The 17258-nt window shown below is 43.6% G+C and carries 17 protein-coding genes; 10 read left to right on the top strand and 7 right to left on the bottom strand.

Annotated elements, in window-relative coordinates:
* Window positions 1–115 precede the first annotated feature (115 nt).
* Both OCV30_RS18460 and OCV30_RS18455 read left to right on the top strand, forming a co-directional pair.
* The gene (locus OCV30_RS18460; protein WP_012600269.1) at window positions 116–1486 is read left to right on the top strand and encodes a YjiH family protein; all 1371 of its coding nucleotides are present in this window, start codon (window positions 116–118) and stop codon (window positions 1484–1486) included.
* 454 nt (window positions 1487–1940) lie between these two features.
* Window positions 1941–3812, top strand: a complete 1872-nt coding sequence (locus tag OCV30_RS18455) for a methyl-accepting chemotaxis protein (protein WP_012600268.1) — start codon at window positions 1941–1943, stop codon at window positions 3810–3812.
* Between the two features lie 166 nt (window positions 3813–3978).
* On the opposite strand, the gene OCV30_RS18450 is transcribed toward OCV30_RS18455, so the two are convergent.
* A complete protein-coding gene (locus OCV30_RS18450) occupies window positions 3979–5364 on the bottom strand; it encodes an alpha-amylase family glycosyl hydrolase (RefSeq protein ID WP_065678136.1) in 1386 nt (461 codons plus the stop codon).
* Window positions 5365–5914: 550 nt separating this feature from the next.
* The gene (gene ppiC, locus OCV30_RS18445; RefSeq protein ID WP_009845728.1) at window positions 5915–6193 is read right to left on the bottom strand and encodes a peptidylprolyl isomerase PpiC; all 279 of its coding nucleotides are present in this window, start codon (window positions 6191–6193) and stop codon (window positions 5915–5917) included.
* Window positions 6194–6476: 283 nt separating this feature from the next.
* Here ppiC and OCV30_RS18440 point away from each other — a divergent pair, with 283 nt between their 5' ends.
* Window positions 6477–7391, top strand: coding sequence for a chemotaxis protein (locus OCV30_RS18440; protein WP_017102764.1), 915 nt, complete (start codon window positions 6477–6479; stop codon window positions 7389–7391).
* 53 nt (window positions 7392–7444) lie between these two features.
* Here OCV30_RS18440 and hutZ read toward each other — a convergent pair whose 3' ends face one another.
* The 3 genes from hutZ to hutW all read right to left on the bottom strand — a co-directional run bounded on the left by hutZ (window position 7445) and on the right by hutW (window position 10097).
* The gene (hutZ, locus tag OCV30_RS18435; protein ID WP_012600265.1) at window positions 7445–7975 is read right to left on the bottom strand and encodes a heme utilization protein HutZ; all 531 of its coding nucleotides are present in this window, start codon (window positions 7973–7975) and stop codon (window positions 7445–7447) included.
* Window positions 7976–8116: 141 nt separating this feature from the next.
* Window positions 8117–8638, bottom strand: coding sequence for a heme utilization cystosolic carrier protein HutX (gene hutX / locus OCV30_RS18430; RefSeq protein WP_017097072.1), 522 nt, complete (start codon window positions 8636–8638; stop codon window positions 8117–8119).
* A gap of 49 nt (window positions 8639–8687) precedes the next feature.
* A complete protein-coding gene (hutW, locus tag OCV30_RS18425; RefSeq protein ID WP_065678135.1) occupies window positions 8688–10097 on the bottom strand; it encodes a heme anaerobic degradation radical SAM methyltransferase ChuW/HutW in 1410 nt (469 codons plus the stop codon).
* Window positions 10098–10257: 160 nt separating this feature from the next.
* On the opposite strand from hutW, the gene OCV30_RS18420 reads away from it, so the two are divergent.
* The 6 genes from OCV30_RS18420 (at window position 10258) to OCV30_RS18395 (ending at window position 15159) form a co-directional block, all read left to right on the top strand.
* The gene (locus tag OCV30_RS18420; RefSeq protein WP_065678134.1) at window positions 10258–11019 is read left to right on the top strand and encodes an energy transducer TonB; all 762 of its coding nucleotides are present in this window, start codon (window positions 10258–10260) and stop codon (window positions 11017–11019) included.
* A gap of 2 nt (window positions 11020–11021) precedes the next feature.
* Window positions 11022–11723: a MotA/TolQ/ExbB proton channel family protein gene (locus OCV30_RS18415; RefSeq protein WP_065678133.1), complete on the top strand. Its 702-nt coding sequence runs from the start codon at window positions 11022–11024 to the stop codon at window positions 11721–11723.
* Window positions 11720–12133, top strand: a complete 414-nt coding sequence (locus tag OCV30_RS18410) for an ExbD/TolR family protein (protein WP_009845734.1) — start codon at window positions 11720–11722, stop codon at window positions 12131–12133. Before OCV30_RS18415 ends, OCV30_RS18410 begins: the two co-directional genes overlap by 4 nt.
* A gap of 175 nt (window positions 12134–12308) precedes the next feature.
* Window positions 12309–13199, top strand: coding sequence for a heme/hemin ABC transporter substrate-binding protein (locus OCV30_RS18405; RefSeq protein WP_065678132.1), 891 nt, complete (start codon window positions 12309–12311; stop codon window positions 13197–13199).
* 140 nt (window positions 13200–13339) lie between these two features.
* The gene (locus tag OCV30_RS18400) at window positions 13340–14377 is read left to right on the top strand and encodes a FecCD family ABC transporter permease (RefSeq protein ID WP_029225469.1); all 1038 of its coding nucleotides are present in this window, start codon (window positions 13340–13342) and stop codon (window positions 14375–14377) included.
* Complete coding sequence (locus tag OCV30_RS18395; RefSeq protein ID WP_017100823.1) at window positions 14377–15159, top strand: heme ABC transporter ATP-binding protein; 783 nt, start codon at window positions 14377–14379, stop codon at window positions 15157–15159. Before OCV30_RS18400 ends, OCV30_RS18395 begins: the two co-directional genes overlap by 1 nt.
* Before the next feature lie 393 nt (window positions 15160–15552).
* On the opposite strand, the gene OCV30_RS18390 is transcribed toward OCV30_RS18395, so the two are convergent.
* On the bottom strand, window positions 15553–16014 hold the full coding sequence (locus tag OCV30_RS18390) for a TetR/AcrR family transcriptional regulator (protein WP_009845738.1): 462 nt from the start codon (window positions 16012–16014) through the stop codon (window positions 15553–15555).
* A 529-nt stretch (window positions 16015–16543) separates the two neighbouring features.
* Between OCV30_RS18390 and OCV30_RS18385 the strand changes: the two genes are divergently transcribed.
* The gene (locus OCV30_RS18385) at window positions 16544–16843 is read left to right on the top strand and encodes a YfcZ/YiiS family protein (RefSeq protein ID WP_009845739.1); all 300 of its coding nucleotides are present in this window, start codon (window positions 16544–16546) and stop codon (window positions 16841–16843) included.
* A gap of 36 nt (window positions 16844–16879) precedes the next feature.
* On the opposite strand, the gene OCV30_RS18380 is transcribed toward OCV30_RS18385, so the two are convergent.
* A complete protein-coding gene (locus OCV30_RS18380) occupies window positions 16880–17182 on the bottom strand; it encodes a YnjH family protein (RefSeq protein WP_012600256.1) in 303 nt (100 codons plus the stop codon).
* Between the last annotated feature and the right edge of the window lie 76 nt (window positions 17183–17258).

The following is a 17258-nucleotide window of genomic DNA, read 5'->3' as shown; positions in this document are numbered from 1 at the left end:
GCAAGTGATATTAATACTCGGTAATCTTGCACCCAATGAGAAAATACGGATGTTTAGAGAATAAAAATGCCAAGGATGTGGCTTTTTTACATGTAGAAATACGAGAATAATTAACATGTCTAACAACACGAATACTGCTCAACCAGAGAAATCTAAAGGCAGTTTCTGGGTTTTCTTAATCCCATCTCTGATTGGTTTGTTCCTCTTCATGGCGCCAATTAGCTACCAAGGTGATCTCACGATCCCTGTCGCTATTCTAGCCAAATCAATTCAAGCGGTTTTCGGTGAGTCTCTAGTTGCTATTATCACTGCAATCGTTGCCTTCATGTCTGTAGCTTCCGTGTTAAGCACCATTTTCAAACCTACATTCATTACATCGAATTCATTTCTAAACGGCCTTTTCAACCCATCTCCACTGTGGTTGTTGGTTCGTATTATCGGTGGTGCTGCAGCATTCATGGCTTTCTTCCAAGTTGGCCCTGAGTTTATCTGGGAAGAAAACACCGGTGGTCTCGTGTTAGAGGGCCTATTGCCGACTCTATTTTCAGTATTCATCTTTGCCGGTTTACTATTACCACTTCTACTTAACTTCGGTTTGTTAGAACTGTTTGGCACCTTACTAAGTAAAGTGATGCGTCCAATCTTCAACCTGCCGGGTCGTAGTGCTATCGATTGTATGGCTTCTTGGTTAGGTGACGGCAGCGTTGGTATCCTGCTTACAAGCAAACAGTACGAGAAGAAATTCTACACTCAACGTGAAGCCGCTGTTGTTGGTACGACTTTCTCAGCAGTATCTATCACGTTCAGCCTTGTAGTGATTGCTCAAGTAGAACTAGAGCACCTATTCCTACCCTTCTACGCAGCAATCTGCTTAGCAGGTATTGTGGCCGCGGTAATCATCCCTCGCCTTCCTCCACTGAGCATGAAGAAAGACACCTTCATTGATGGTACAAAACCTCACAAAGATGCTGATGCAATCCCAGCGGGTCACTCGACTTTCTCTTGGGGTCTTGAACTCGCGGTAAATAAGGCATCACAAGTGAAGTCTGCTAAGTCTGTATTTGGTGAAGGCATTCGTAACGCAGTCGACATGGTATTCGGCGTTCTTCCTGTTGTAATGGGGCTAGGTACAATGGCATTGGTAATTGCAGAATACACCTCTGTGTTCTCATTCCTAGGCCAGCCTTTCATTCCATTCCTTGAGCTACTTGGTGTACCTGAAGCGGTTGCAGCATCTGAAACCATTGTTGTTGGTTTTGCGGATATGTTCATCCCAGCGATCCTTGCCGCTTCTATCGACAACGAGATGACTCGCTTTGTTATTGCAGCAATGTCGGTAACTCAGCTGATCTACATGTCTGAAGTGGGCGCTCTGCTTCTAGGCAGTAAGATTCCCGTGAATATCCTTGAACTGTTTATTATTTTTATTCTACGTACGTTAATTACACTTCCGGTTATCGCTGGTGTAGCGCATCTAATATTTTAAATTAGACGCACTGATACAGTGTAATAAATAACCTGATTTATAATAGCCTCACTTTTGTGGGGCTTTTTTTGCCTAATATATTCACTCTCCGGTTTAAAATACATACACTCTCCTGTTTGAAATATCGCCAATATACGAATTGAGAATATCATTTGATTTCATATTAATTCCCTTACACCTCTCCCTTATATAATAAACCATACGCATATTCGCCTAATTAATACCCTCCTCACTTTGTTTGCCTTTGATTAAGCCAACTCTTTAACTCATTGAACCAAAAAACAAAAGTAGCAAGTATGTAATTAACTGAGTTTTACGTTGTGCGGGTTGTTGTATTTTTGTAGTCTATTTTGCGAAATTACATTCAAGTAAATCCCAACAATGTCGATATATATAATTACAAAAACACGATTAGCTTTAGTTTTCGCAAAGCTTGTGAGAAGAGGAAAACACAATGAAATTTAGCCATAAGGTGGTTGCAGCATCATCAGCCTTGCTATTAGTGACAGTATCATTGCTTTCAATACAGCAACTTTACACCGTAAAAAGTGCTGTAGAGAACCACGTCAATGCAAGCCTGAAAGAGATGGTCTCTGGGATTAAGAACACCGTAGCATCAGAGATGAATGCTAAAAAAGCACTGGCTCAGTCGACGACTGAAGTCATCGAAATCAACCCTCAAGATCGTACCTACGTTCAAAACATCCTAGAAAAGCCAAAACTTAAAGGCAGCTTTCTCGCGGTTGGTTTTGGTTATGACGCAAACGGTTTCGTTATTGAAAATGATGATGGTTGGGAAGCTGGCCCGGATTACGACCCACGAATCCGCCCTTGGTTCATTGATGCTAAGTCCAAAAACAGTTTAGTTGTTACCGACCCTTATGTGGACGTATCAAGCAAGAAAGTCATCATTTCAATTGGTACGCCAGTGCAAGAAAACGGCCGTTTCACTGCAGGTATGTTCTACGACCTAGAACTAACCAACCTTGCGACCTTGGTAAACCAAGTGAACTTGTTTGACGCGGGTTACTTATTCCTAGTCACTGCCGACGGCACGACGATTGCTCACCCTAATGCTAAGAACAATGGCGAAACGCTATCAAGCTACCTGCCACAAGCGACTATTCGCGAGGGATCTCAACAAATTGAAGTCGACGGTAAAAAGTTCCTAGTGAACTTCACTCACATCCCAAGTGAAGATTGGTACATCGGCGCAATACTTGATGAAGAGATCGCATTCCAAACGGTTGAAGATCTGAAAAACAGCTCGATAATCTACTCTTTAATTGCGGTTATTCTCAGCATCATTGCATTAACCGTCCTTATTCGTGTGTTAATGCGCCCGCTTGAGACGCTTAACCAAGCCATTCAAGATGTTGCGAGCGGACAAGGTGACTTAACTAAACGTCTAGATACCAATACAGATAAAGAGTTCTCTGACCTTGCGAAAGGCTTCAACACCTTTACTGAAAACCTGCAAAATCAAATCATTCAATCCAAAGCGATTGGTGTTGAGATTAAACGTGGCACTGAAATCACAGTAAAAGGCGCGGGTGAGTCAGCGAATGCGATGAATACTCAGCTGCAAGAGCTTGAACAGCTAGCCACCGCAATGAACGAGATGGCCGTTACCGCAACGGAAGTAGCAAACAACGCTCAAGGCGCAGCCGCCGCGGCTCGTGAAGCTGACGATGCGACACTAGACGGTACATCTGTAGTAAGTGACACGACTCAAGCGATTGATAACCTTTCAGCACGTATCGACCAAGCGGTTGCAGAAGTACAAGTACTTGAATCAGCAACAGCAAATATCGAGACGATTCTTAAAGTAATCAACGATATCGCAGACCAAACCAACCTACTTGCATTGAATGCTGCTATTGAAGCGGCGCGTGCTGGTGAATCGGGCCGTGGTTTCGCTGTCGTTGCCGATGAAGTTCGCACACTAGCGCAACGTACTCAAGAATCGACCACTGAAATCCGCAACATGATTGAGCAGCTCCAAGCGGGTGCAAGCTCTGTATCTAACGCGATGAATCAAAGTAAAGACACAGCCACTGACGCCGTTGAACGCGCTCAGCAAGCAAACTCTTCACTTGACCGCATCCGCGACGCGATTCAGCGCATCTCTGATATGAATATTCAGATTGCTTCAGCAGCTGAAGAGCAGAGTTTAGTAGCGGAAGAGATCAACAACAACACAGTTAAGATCAAAGACCTTTCAACACAGGTATCGAACGCAGCTCAAGACGCAAACACAGCAATGCAAGTTCAAACTGACAATGTTCGCCAACAAGACGAACTATTAAACAAGTTTACGGTTTAACCGCCTTAGCGTTTAGCTAACTAACACCTTGTTTAACTAACACCCTGTTTAGTAAGCAATAAACAGCTTTAAATAAAAAACCCCGCTTACTGGTAATCAGTAAGCGGGGTTTTCTTTTCAAGGTTTTCTTTGCAAAATTTACTTTCTAACTCGTAACAGGCTCGAGCTAGTTGGTCGTCAGCATCATGCACTGGTTGGATTCAACCTTAATAGTTAAGTCCTTACCAACACATTCGAACACTTCGCCAGACAACAGATCCGTCACAGCGCCTGTCCAATTTAATGAGGCCGTCTTGCTTCGTTTCGATTTATTAATCACCACAATGCCTTTGTCGCCACGAACAAACACCAACAAGTCATCATTGGCTTCAACCACCTGCATCGCTTCGCCATGAACATGGTTATGGAATTGAATCATGTTTTTCATATAAGGCGCTTGCCAGTCGTTAAGCCAACGAGGTTGGCCGCTCTTGTCCAGAATACCGCTGGTGCTGAGTTCACTGTAAACAAGCGGCACACCGCCATCTCGCCCAAGAATAAAGGCGTGAGCTAATTGCTCGTCGACTTCATCCATCACATGTTCCAAAAACACCTCGTTATTTGGAATGTCATGAGTGACAGCAAAAGTGATCGCTCGCATGTTCGACAGAGCTTGACCAAAACAGTAAGGGTTGATTAGAGATTTAAAGCTGCCCTGCTCTTCAAAAGCTTTGAAAATGGTATTGAACAACGGAAAATCATACGCTCCTAGACGAGTGTGTTTAAGGTAAGGCTTGAGGAACAGTTCGTACTCTTCTTTGGTTGCACCACCGTCAGTAATAATCTCGCCAAAGATATGCATCTCTTCACAAATATCATCGGTCCAAACCTTACGTAGATGTGACAGTGTCATGTGTTTCGCTGCATCGATGCGAAACCCTTTCACACCAATCACTTTCAAGGCTTTTAGGTAAGCTCGCTGCTGCGCAACCACATTGTCGTTGTCTAAAAGCGTTGGCAGGCCTGGGTCGCTTGCTCCACCAGTAATACGCCCGTTTTGCACTTCCCAAGTGTCTTTCCAGTTCTTGATACCAAACGCTTCGACAAAGTCGTTCTCATCAAACAAAGGTTTAGAAAGATCACCAAATAAACGAACGGATTCGTAATACTCAGAATCTTGTTGGTAAGACGCCATGTCTTGTTGATTTGGATACGTCAAATCGCCGCGGATACTCGATTCGTTGGCCATGTGGTTAAACACAACGTCCACATAGGTACGAAGCCCATGTTGCTTTAACGTGTTCACCATTGCAGTGAAGTCTTGCGTATCACCTAGCTGATTATCAATCACACGATAATCTTGGGGTTGATAGCGCTGCCACCATTGGGTACCTGTATCTCGATCACAGCCTTTAGGCCCTCGTAACGACTTCATCGCCGGTGATACTAAAACAGATTTATAACCCAACTCTTGAATCAGAGGGGCGTTCTTCATTACGTCAGCGTAGCACCAGTCAAAAGCATGCAATATAACATCTGTCGCTGGGGTGCTTAACATAGCTGAACTCTCCATGTTGTTCTCCTACCAAACTCGTTTACAGCTTTTTAGGGCGTGTTGACCTTTCGTGGTTAAATTTTGTTCGAGATAAAAGCGTTTTAATCGCGGCGAGGGGGAAGTAGCCTAGTCATTCTAAGCAAATCTCCCTCAACAAAGAGTAAAACGCTTTTAGCCGAACCCTTCGGGCAGCGTTTGCTGGTCATTTCTACTGCGTTATCGGCTTCTCATGTAGGCTAGCTACACATCAAAGCCTCTGCCTTGTATAAATACCCAGCAACTCGCTGCAAAAATCAGCTCGAAAGATCAACACGCCCTAGATATATACAAAGGCTTAAAGGCAAAGCTGCATAAATTTCCTTAAGAATGGTGTTTATTATATGAGTTACTCATTAAAACCCCCTCCTCCTCCCACCGATTAGTCAAGGTGGATAGTTGAGGGCGTAGCGCCAATTATCGCATAACGTCTGGGATGAACACTCAGCCATAATGTTTTTAAATGCGCCCAAAAATGACAAAAAAGGAGCGTATCTACGCTCCTTTTATTCAATCTAACACATATCAATGACTAAGTTCGGTAAAGAACCTTCACTACGTGCCAGCCAAATTTTGTTTTTACCAGGTGTGGTACAAGCGTCTCGCCAGAGAAACAAATCTTATCAAACTGAGGCACCATTTGACCTTTTTTGAACTCGCCTAGGTCGCCGCCCTTTTTACCAGATGGACAGGTTGAATGCTTCTTCGCTAGCGTTTGAAATTTAGCGCCCTTTTTAAGCTGCGTCATGATGTCTTCTGCTAATTCTTTATGCTTCACCAATATATGAAGCGCTGCTGCTGTTCTTGCCATGATAATTCTCAGTTTGTTGCGGTCAGTTTATTTGTGATGATTACGTAGAATTCATCAGAGTACTGACTGTTGTAATTCAGCTTACGGCTAACGACTTGTCGACAAAAGTCCATCAAACGCCTGCGTTTAGCGTGATTTTAACCCAAGAATCATCATTCTTCACTCTATAACCGAAAACAACCCCCTTAAAGATCTTTAAAAACCGCATAGTGACTTGCTGCGGATGCCATTTCCCTTTAAATTAATCCTTATAGATTAAGCGCGTATTAAGTAGGAGCCACTTATGGCCAAACCGATAAGTAAAGCGAGTCAGTCACAGGGAATGCTGATGTTCAAGTTATCCCTCACTCAAAGTTTTGCGATAGGCACGCTTAAGGTCAGAGAAATCGTTCCTTTCCAGCCAATGACCCAAATCCCTTACTCTCATCACCATGTGATTGGTACCGTCACGATTCGCGATCTTACGGTTCCAGTTATTGATATGTCCGCAGCTATTGGGTTTCGGCCGATCACACCGACTGAATACCAAGACTGTGTGCTCATCGTGACAGATTGCTTAAGAACCGTTGTAGCATTCTTGGTTCGTTCGATTGATAAAATCATTGAATGTGACTGGAAGAGTATTGAGTCGCCACCCGCAAGTGTAGGAACCAATGTGTTTGTTACCGGCATTACACGTTTTGAAGATCGTATCGTGCAGATGCTCGACGTAGAGTTATTACTTTCTAAGATTTACCCTGCTTATGAAAACGCACATATTCCGATGCTGACTGATGTCGAAAGAGAACGCCTAAAAGCGCTGAATATTCTACTGGTTGATGACTCTTTGATTGCACGAAAGCAGCTGTCTGATGCCTTAGACAGCATCAACATCCCTTATAGCATTTGTAACAACGGTTTAGATGCTATTGACCTGATGCGCCGTGAAGCAAGCAAAGGCACTGCAATTGATCTTCTCGTGAGTGATATCGAGATGCCCGGGCTCGATGGCTATGAACTTGCATTTGAAGTACAAAACGACAGCGCACTCAGTCATGCCTACTGTATTTTACATACTTCACTATCCAGTGAGATATGTGTTGACCGAGCCAATCAGGTGGGAGCACATGAAGCGCTAGAGAAATTCAATGCAGGCGAATTAATCGAAGCCATGTTGCGCGGAGCGAAAGTCCTAAACGACGCGGCTATGACTACTTAGACACAAAAAAGCCCTCACATTAGAGGGCTCCTAAAGTAATCCGTTAAACGAGCTTACTCGTTAGACACTTTTTTGTGACCTTCTTGCAGGTGAACGAAATCCACTAAGTCGTCGCCAGATACTTGGTATGCCTGACCGAAACCTTTTACGAACAGGCCATTCTCTGCTTTAAGGTTGAATAGAGAAAAATCTTGAAGTTGGCTTAAACCATCAATAATCTCACCAAAACGTTCTTGCATCTGGCCAATAACTTGAGTCCAAAGCTCCGTTTCACGCTCTACAACACTTGCTTGTGCATCAAAGGTTAGACGCTTACGTGCATAAAGCTGCTTAGAGCTCTCTTCATCTTCGATCATCATCAAAGAAACTTGTGGGTTCGCTTTTAAGTTACGAGCATGACGAGCAACGTCAGAAATTAGAACAAAGTAACCTTCTTGGTTCTGTACGAAAGGCGCGTAACTTACGTTCGGGCGACCGTCTTGATCAACTGTTGCAAGTTGAAGAGTACGGCGCTCTTGGCGAAACTCTTTGATTTCTGGACCTAGGCGACCTTGTAGGCGTTCTTGTTTTACTTGTTGTTCCATCGATAATTCCTTTCTTCACTTTCTCTTATTTATTATTTTTACCCGAGGTTGAGCGTTCATTAGTAAACTAAGTGGACCTCGAGCATTCATATTTTCTTTAAGCTAGCTGGCAATCTTATTTAAGCTTGATGTTGACTGTACTTAAGCTCGTTCTTTTAGTGCTTTGAAGCGTTCAACTTGGTCGACAATCAGCTCTCGCTTTTCATTGCGACCTAGGTAAATCTTAAAAATGTTTTCGCCTGTTTCACTGAAGAAACCGAAGTAATGACTTTCACGCCCCATGAACGCCTTGCTCACCAAACCAATATGTTTGATGTTATCCAGTTTTAAGTGGCCATGCAGCTCGCCTTCTTTACCCATCAGATTGTAGTAACCACGCGCTACTTTGCCTTTAGGGAACGGCGCCTTTACTTCGAAGATTGAGCCAAATGAATGCATAATTGTGGTCACTGGGCCCCAACCAACCAAACCTTCTAGAATATCTTGAGCACGGCTGCCATCTAACATCACCGCCATGTCTCCAGGAAAAGCAGCGACAACTTCAACCTCTGAAACACCTAGCTTCTCAGCAATCGCAGTAGGAAGCAGTTTTGGTTCTTCTTCTAGAATGCGTGCGACACGTTGTTCTAAAGTTTCTGTCATTGCTAATGTTGTATCTGTCATTGAATAGATTTCCGTATAAACAAGTAAGTTATGAATTAAAAATTCGAGACTAAGCGTGCTTCAAACTTGCATGCGGGTGAGCACCCAAGCCAGAGGCAGTTGGTGCTGGGTGCAAGGTCTGATATTCAGTGTTAAGCACTTGAATCACACTCTGTGCAAGGCTTACCGCCCAGAAACTGCCAGCTATAGTCAGGCTCAGGTAATCTTCCGAAAGATCAACTAGGCCATTCTTTTCCCAATGTGAAAACAGAGGCTTCAGGTAGTCAAACGTGTCTTGCCCCATAAAACTCGGCAACGTACTTCTTCTTACAACACCAGAATCAAAACCGGCTTTCAATGAAGAGAAGGTTGGCTCTAGTGAGCTTTGCTTGGTCATCATGGCTATTGGCAATTGACCTTGCTTTATAGACTCCATGTAGCTGTCTAAAGTTCTCTGTTGCATCACACCATGACCACCGATGTTGCCACCAGCGCCACAACCAATGGGTAGAACTTCGGCATAAGTTTTCGCTAAGCTGTTGTAAATGCTGCGTTCGCGGTTATCACGAGTCCAGTGATTCACGCTCAGTTGCTTAACCTTGTGCTTTGCCATGAACTCAACGCCCGCCAAGTACATACTCGCCTTATCTGGCGTATTAGCCGGTGGTGGGATTTTTCCTTTCTCAACAAGATTAAGCATAGGCGCGTTGCCTGAAACAATCAGTTGGTAGAGATCAATACCGTGTGCACCAGTCGACATGTAGTCTTCTAAATCTTGTTGAAACACTTCCATAGACTGGTGTGGCAACCCGTATAGCAAATCAAGAATGATAGGCGCTTGTTCAGTGCGACTCAGTGAACTGATACGTTCCAACACAACTTCTCGGTCATCCAAGCGCTTAGCACTGCGTCGAACTTGAGTATTGAAACTTTGAATACCAAATGAGAAACGATTGAAGCCACCTTCCAGCGAACGATCAAACATCTCGTCGCCAAATCGATTAATACGCCCTTCTAAGGTCATTTCCACATCGTTCGCTAATGGGAAGTGTTGACGAATAGCCTTACCTAACAACTCAACTTGTAGAGGAGATAAATCGGTGGGTGTTCCACCACCAATATAGACGGCGTGAAATAGTCCAGACTGAGCCCAAGAGGTTTTAGCTTTTTGCTTTAGCTCAACCATCAGTGCATCAAAATACTCATCCACTAATTTACGGCTTGCGGCATTTTGGAAGAAATTGCAGAACGTACAACGCACGCGACAAAAAGGAATATGTATATACAAACAACGTTTATCCTGTTTCTTTCCTTCACTCAGCATCAATTCATCAAAGATTTCCAATTTCTTGCTCGGGTCGACCGGGATTGAGCTTCCCCCAGCATGTGCAGATTGCTTTTTGGCAAATGCAAAACGAAGTGGGTCTGGGCTAGAAACGCCCAGAATTGATTCGTCAAACTTATATATATCAACGCTCATATAATCTCTCTAAACACTTATATAGCAAAGCCTGGAAGACTGTTTGCTAAAACTGAGAGAATCATAAATATACGCAAATGATAATGCAATTGATAATTGATCTTATTTAGATTCTAAGCAATAATCCGATACATATTTTAGATTTGGTGAAGGATTGAATGTGAACGTTCCTAGATATGTTATTGCAGGCGGTGCATCGTTAGTGATTCATGCGGCGATGTTATTTGTCGCTCAAGAATCCAAAGTCTTTGCAATGCCAGCAGGTAGCCAATCGAACACGGTATCGATCAACTTCACTCCAAAGAGCGTTCCCTCACAAGCTCAGAAAAAAACCGTTACAGAGCCAGTTGAGCCTGAGCCAATCAAGGAAACGCTCTCACACCCAGAACCTAAACCTGTCGAACCGAAAGCAGTAGAGCCAAAGCAAGCTAAACCTGCACCAAAGAAAAAAGCGATCACCAATAAGCCTCAGCCCAAGAAAGTAGAGAAAAAGGTTGTGGAGAAGACAGTCGAGAAGAAGCCGATTCAAAAAAAACCGGTGACTCAACCAGAAAAGCTGGCCGACAAAAAAGTCGATAAAAATATGGACGAGTCCGCCAACCAACCTCGACAAGTTAACCAAGGCGTATCTAACCAAGAGCCGGTGTTAATCACTAGGCCCTCTTTTTCAGCTCGTCCAACACCACCAAGCTACCCCCGCCAAGCAAGGCGCCGAGGCGTTGAAGGTGTCGCAACTTATGAGGTCTGGTTAGACGCTGAAGGAAAACAAATTAAACAGGCATTAGTCAACTCATCAGGCGCACTAATGCTCGACAACGCTGCCTTGAAAGCCATTAAAAAATGGAAGTTCTCACCTCATACTGTCAATGGTCGAGCAATTGCTCACCGTGTGCAAATACCTGTTCGTTTTAAGTTGGATTAACCATGCAACAAATCAGTTACTTACAAGATCAACTTGGCCTAATGACATGGCCTCTTCTTATCTGTTCAGCATTAACAGCAATGATCATCGCAGAGCGTATCTTCCAAGTCATGCTAAGCATTGGGGTTGGCAAACGCGCTATTCGTCATGAGCTCAATCAGATTTCACCAACCAATAGCAAAGAAATCGAAGCATTAGCACAATCTATTTCTGGTAAACGACCTCTGCTGTACAAGGGCGTGTCGATGCTGCTTGCTCACCACTCTTTCTCAAAAGGTTTACGTGAAGATGCAGCAGGGATTTGGCTACAAGAGAAACGCCACCAGCTTCATGCAGGTTTAAGACTGCTTGGCTTGATCGGCGTCATCAGCCCGCTAATTGGCCTGCTTGGCACAGTACTTGGGCTTATTGAGATGTTTAAAGGCGTTGCCGCTACAACAGGCAGCATCACGCCTAATGATTTGGCAGACGGTCTTGGATTAGCAATGAGAACCACTGCTGCGGGTTTGATGATTGCGCTTCCTGCTATTTCAGGAGGTCAACTACTCGGGTTATGGGCCGATCGAGTGCTAGCTCAGTTAGAACACACTCTGAATTATGTGAATGTTTGGCTAGAAGGCATGTCAATTCAAACCAGTCAGTCTGGCGACACTCAAGGTACTCCCGTCAGCAAAGCCTCTATCGGTGATGTGAGCCAAGCATGATTAAAACGCCCCACTCATCTCAAACACAGAGCTTAGTTCCGGATTTAACACCCTTACTGGACATTATATTTATCGTGATGGTTTTCCTTCTACTGACAGCATCAGTGAAGTTGGAGTCATTAGAGGTGGAGCTTCCGAGTTCTGATATTAAAAACGTTTCTGAAGTTCATAAAGATTCGATTAGCGTCAATATCTTAGATCACGAACCTTACTGGGCGATCAACGGCCAAGAGTACATCGACTGGGAAAACTTCAAGATCGCACTGTTAGAAGAAACAGGCACATCGGATAAGAAACCGATCATCATTGGCGCCGATAAAGCAGCTAACGTTGAGAACTTAGTGAAGTTGTTGTCGTTCTTACAAGAAAACGGTATTCCAGCAACCCAATTACTCACGGAGGAAGGCTAGAACGACTCTTAAATTTTCATGAGACCTAGCACCTTTTATGAGATTGGACTCTTTATTGATAAGACCAAATAACCAAAGCCAGCTCTCTATCGATTCAAACTCAACATGCGGACAGGCTGATCACAAAGCATCTTCGCGATTACTCTCCATCAAAAGAAAGTACAAATAAATTATTATGAAAGACTTAAAAGTGCTCAATAAATTAAAGAACAACAAACATTTACTCGCAATCGCCGCGATGGGGTTGGTACTTGCAGCACCTATCGCCAATGCTGACGACGCAAAACAACCTAGAATCATCAGTGCTGGCAGCGCAGTTACCGAATTAGTTCTTGCTCTGGGTGCTGAAGAGCAGTTGATTGCAATTGATGTGACCAGTCACTTACCTCAATCAAAAACGCTACCAAAGATTGGTTACCACCGAAACCTTTCTGCAGAAGGGTTGATTGCCTTATCGCCAACCACACTGATTGGCTCAGATGAGATGGGGCCAGACAACGCCATTTCTCAATTAAAATCTGTGGGTATCGATGTCGAGATCGTTAACACCGAAGCAAACGTTGAAGGGCTATTGAAGCGTATCGATCAAATTGCAAAGATTACCCATACCGAAGCTCACTCACAGCAAGTTAAAGCAGAAGTAAATCAGAAGATTGCGGCACTGGAAGCTAACCAAGTACCCAACAACGAAGCGAAGAAAGTTCTGTTCCTATTACTGCATGAAGGCCGTCCTGCAAACGTTGCTGGCGGTGAAACATCACCCAACGCTATCATTGAACTGGCTGGCGGTGTTAACCCTGCGGCTCAAAGCCTAACATCCTACAAACCACTGTCGATGGAATCACTGGTAGAAATGCAACCAGATGTGATTTTAGTCAGTGGCCGTAGCTACCAGAAAATGGGCGGCGCTGATGCCATTCTTAAATCGTTACCTATGCTAGCGGCAACCCCAGCAGGCATGAACAAGCAAATCATTACCGTAAAGGGCAGCGCTCTAGTTGGAGGGCTTGGTCTTGAAAGCCTTTCTGAAGCGAAGCGAATAAACGCACTTATCTATCCGCTATAACTTATTTACCCGTTATAACTTATCTTCCCGCTATAACTCACCACCCTATTTTACTGTTACTTGCTCAATCCTCATTACTGCGTCGCTTTCGCAAAATCGGTTACGAGGATTGAAGCTAGTGATAGACATTGAGGCTCTTTATGTTGTTACGATCCGTCCCACTAAAAACATCGATGTTAGGCTTTGGCGCTATCCTAGTCTTAACCGCGCTGTACTCGGTCACCGTTGGGCCTATGGACATAAGCTTAGCTGACAGCGCAGCCAGCCTATTCCAACCCAGCAATGACTTAGCTCCCCACATCAATTTGGTGATTCAAGAGATCCGCTTACCGAGAACCATCTTATGTATGCTAATCGGCGCGATTCTCGCATTATGTGGTGCGGTCATGCAGGGACTGTTTCGAAACCCGCTTGCAGAACCTGGGATCATAGGCGTCTCTGCCGGAGCTGCATTAGGCGCGGCGTTGGCCATTGTTCTTTTCTCTGAGCTTTCACTTCAATACCCTGCTTTTATGAACTTTGCGGCCGTACCAGTATTTGCCTTTTTAGGTGGCGCTTTAACTACCCTGTTGGTTTATAAGTTAGGTACGGGAAAATTCGGTACCTCGGTGACCATCATGTTATTAGCGGGGGTGGCAATTAGCGCACTATCAGGCGCAGGTATTGGCTTCTTAAACTTCATTGCTGATGATCAAATGCTGCGTGATCTTTCGTTGTGGTCGATGGGGTCTTTGGCGGGCGCTAAGTGGTCCGGCATTTTACTTGCTGCTGTCACACTCGTTGGATTGTTTGTTGTTTTCTACCGCCAAGCAATGTCACTGAATGCTCTATTACTGGGCGAGTCAGAAGCGCAACACCTTGGCATCCCAGTACAGAAACTCAAGCGAAAGCTCATTCTACTGACTGCCGCAGGCGTTGGTATCACGGTTAGCTTGTCTGGCATGATTGGCTTCATCGGACTGGTTATTCCTCATTTAGGTCGTATGTTGGCTGGCCCTGACCACCGAATTCTGTTGCCACTATCAGCAGTGTTAGGCGCGTTACTATTAACAGCTGCAGACATGGCCTCACGCGTGGCACTGGCTCCAGCTGAATTGCCAGTTGGTATTGTCACTGCAATCATCGGCGCTCCATTTTTCTTGTATCTACTATTTCAACAGAAAGGGAGAATCCTTTAATGTTTCCTGCAGCGTTAAAAGCAACCGACATCGAAGTGAAGTTCGGCAACAAAGTGATTTTAGATGGCGTTTCTATTGAGATTGAAGCAGGAAAGGTAACCACACTACTTGGACCAAACGGCGCAGGAAAAAGTACGCTGCTGAAAGCTTTATGTCAGGAGATATCGAGCACTGGTGATATTCAGTATTTTGGACACACCAAAAACAAGTGGTCTTCTCAAAAGTTGGCTAAGCACTTGGCGATGCTTCCTCAACATAGTACGTTGACCTTCCCTTTTCTGGCACACGAAGTTGTCGAGCTTGGTGGTATCCCGTTGCAAGAGTCCAACAAGAAGCTCACTAGCATAGCTAGCCAGAAAATGGATGTTGCCGATGTGTCTCACCTAAGCAAAAGGCTCTACCCTTCTCTATCTGGCGGTGAAAAACAGCGTGTTCACTTGGCTCGAGTGCTAACCCAACTTCACTATTCTGGTGACCAATGTATCTTGATGCTTGATGAACCCACATCAGCACTGGATCTTGCCCATCAGCACAACACGTTAAAGATCGCGAGAGAGTTAGCCGACAACCACAATGCCGCGGTTATCGTAGTTTTACATGACTTAAACCTAGCCGCTCAATACTCAGATCGATTGATAGTTTTGAAAGAGGGAAACTTAGTTTGCGATGGCAGCCCTTGGGAAGCACTTAAGCCTTCGATGATTGAAGATGTGTACGGCTACATAAGTATTGTAGAAAAGCACCCAACCATGAACTTCCCCCAGGTTCATCCCGCACAATAAGCTCGATTAAGAACAGGTTCGTTTTGAGTATTCGCTTTCTCTAACAACCACACCATTCACCGCCTCGATTTCTTCGAGGCTTTTTATTGTCTCACAGCCCCTCTCTCGCCTTAAAATCAATTTTGTTAGCTTCCATGGCAATGCCCCTTAAAACGGCTCACCTTGAGCGTTTGAGGCTCTAGAAATAAACACCATCAGTTAATGTTAGTAAGCTTTTAGTTACTCAGAAAGATGCAGGCGAAACCCTAAATATCTAAAAAGAAAAGAAATAACTTTATTCAGCACAAAGACAAGATAACGACAACGGTGTGAGAGCTAGAGGAAAAAAGAAAGAAAAGTGAAACTACAGGTACAAAAAAAGCCCCCTCAGGAGCTTCTTTCATTGCGTGTTGATTATTGGCTCATATGAATCAATGACTTACCAATCAACCACTCTAGTTCTTTACCACTAGCATCACCAAACTGAGTTTCAGTTAGCTTGTACAAGCGGTCGATACCGTTTGCCGCAAACTCATGTGCATTCTCGGCAGTAACGATATGATGGAAAAGTAAACGTAAGATCGCTAGGAACTCAGCATCTTCAAGTGCTGCAACCCAGCTAGCCGAAAATGCATCAAGGCCATTTTCAAAGTCAATGTGTTCCATAAACATCTTGAAAATACGACCGTCTAGAGCAGCAGTAAAATCCGTTTTCTTTGGAAAGTGATGACTTATACCTGTACGAGAAACGCCTGTTTGTTGACTCAACGTCGTGTATGACATTTTGTCGTAACCCAATCTCAATAACTGGTCTACAACGGCATCCATGATCTTCTGGATCGTGATTTCTGTATCTTCTTTACTACGCTTTGGCATATTCAGGTTCTTCTCTTTGTAAATCCATCTAACTCAACCGAATGAAGTCAGAATGAAAATCGTTATCAGCATTATGTGAGCAAGGTATTTTTTCGCAAGTATTTCCATTAAATACCCACAAATACTTTGTACGAACAATTTTACAGTGTTGCCTCTTTGGGCACTTTGTTTAATTATTCTTCGAAAATCACCTTACAATCCTAAGTCGATAAGTTTAAATAACTACTTAGAATATGAAATACCCAACGAAAAATTCATTGTATAAATAACTGTCAAGCGATAGATACTCTTATAAAATCAATCCTGGCGCAACTAAGTGAATGATATTCTGACAAATAAATAACGTACCTCTTCAGGAAAACGTGATATTAATCACATACATATTTATCGTCGCGAATATACATATTCATTAAATATCCTATCAAACAGCATAGCATACTAGTAAAAATTAGTTCAAAGATTTTGATTTTTGTAGATACAGTTCAAATTGCTCGCTAGAATAACCGCAGACTTTGTAAGAGGATTATTTATGAGCCAAGATATTGGTAACAATGATGTATGTGAGGCTTGCGGCTGCGCAGGTGAAATCGGGTTTATCATTAAAGAAGGCGACGATGTTGCCGAAGTAACGGTTTACGGTAACTCTAAAGCACTCATTGAAACTGAGTTTGCTAAGTACGTTGAGCTTGCTAAACAAGTGTCTAGCAACGTTGAGTTTGAAGCATCAGAACTGACAGAAGAAAGCACAGAATTAAATGCTCGCTTTAAGTTTGAAGTCAGCGCTGAGAAGATTATTTTCGAACTTAAGACTCGCTCTCTAGCACGTTAATATAAGCACCAACACTCATACCAATGAAAGACGAGTTTATTTCTCGTCTTTTTTTATAATCTCAATCCAGCCTAGAGCACCATTGGTCTCAAAATCATTTTCGGCAGCACATCGAATCAACACTCCTGAAACTTCAACGACCGCACCTAGGCTATAGGCCTTATCATCATAATAACAAACTCGTTGCTGTGAACCACTCTGAGTGACGACGACTGCAGCCTTAGCGGGCGTTGATATTATTTTATTAGCATTCGCTGATGCTGAACAAAATACAGAAGTTACAATCACAAAGCCTTTTAGAATTTGACGCTTTATTTCAATCACAGATTCGCCTTTCATTGTGTTCTATTCTTTTTTACCGACCAACAAATGAGTAAAACACTATGCGAGAATAATTTTTTCATTATAGTGTTAA

This window comes from Vibrio atlanticus (assembly GCF_024347315.1).
GTDB classification, from domain to species: domain Bacteria; phylum Pseudomonadota; class Gammaproteobacteria; order Enterobacterales; family Vibrionaceae; genus Vibrio; species Vibrio atlanticus.
This window is presented reverse-complemented; position numbering and strand designations above follow the sequence as displayed.

Coding starts and splice junctions, on each gene's coding strand:
- OCV30_RS18395 (WP_017100823.1), top strand. CDS start 14,377: ATGTTTCCTGCAGCGTTAAAAGCAACCGACATCGAAGTGAAGTTCGGC.
- OCV30_RS18400 (WP_029225469.1), top strand. CDS start 13,340: ATGTTGTTACGATCCGTCCCACTAAAAACATCGATGTTAGGCTTTGGC.
- OCV30_RS18410 (WP_009845734.1), top strand. CDS start 11,720: ATGATTAAAACGCCCCACTCATCTCAAACACAGAGCTTAGTTCCGGAT.
- OCV30_RS18380 (WP_012600256.1), bottom strand. CDS start 17,182: ATGAAAGGCGAATCTGTGATTGAAATAAAGCGTCAAATTCTAAAAGGC.
- hutW (WP_065678135.1), bottom strand. CDS start 10,097: ATGAGCGTTGATATATATAAGTTTGACGAATCAATTCTGGGCGTTTCT.
- hutX (WP_017097072.1), bottom strand. CDS start 8,638: ATGACAGATACAACATTAGCAATGACAGAAACTTTAGAACAACGTGTC.
- ppiC (WP_009845728.1), bottom strand. CDS start 6,193: ATGGCAAGAACAGCAGCAGCGCTTCATATATTGGTGAAGCATAAAGAA.
- hutZ (WP_012600265.1), bottom strand. CDS start 7,975: ATGGAACAACAAGTAAAACAAGAACGCCTACAAGGTCGCCTAGGTCCA.
- OCV30_RS18460 (WP_012600269.1), top strand. CDS start 116: ATGTCTAACAACACGAATACTGCTCAACCAGAGAAATCTAAAGGCAGT.
- OCV30_RS18385 (WP_009845739.1), top strand. CDS start 16,544: ATGAGCCAAGATATTGGTAACAATGATGTATGTGAGGCTTGCGGCTGC.
- OCV30_RS18415 (WP_065678133.1), top strand. CDS start 11,022: ATGCAACAAATCAGTTACTTACAAGATCAACTTGGCCTAATGACATGG.
- OCV30_RS18450 (WP_065678136.1), bottom strand. CDS start 5,364: ATGGAGAGTTCAGCTATGTTAAGCACCCCAGCGACAGATGTTATATTG.
- OCV30_RS18405 (WP_065678132.1), top strand. CDS start 12,309: ATGAAAGACTTAAAAGTGCTCAATAAATTAAAGAACAACAAACATTTA.
- OCV30_RS18440 (WP_017102764.1), top strand. CDS start 6,477: ATGGCCAAACCGATAAGTAAAGCGAGTCAGTCACAGGGAATGCTGATG.
- OCV30_RS18390 (WP_009845738.1), bottom strand. CDS start 16,014: ATGCCAAAGCGTAGTAAAGAAGATACAGAAATCACGATCCAGAAGATC.
- OCV30_RS18455 (WP_012600268.1), top strand. CDS start 1,941: ATGAAATTTAGCCATAAGGTGGTTGCAGCATCATCAGCCTTGCTATTA.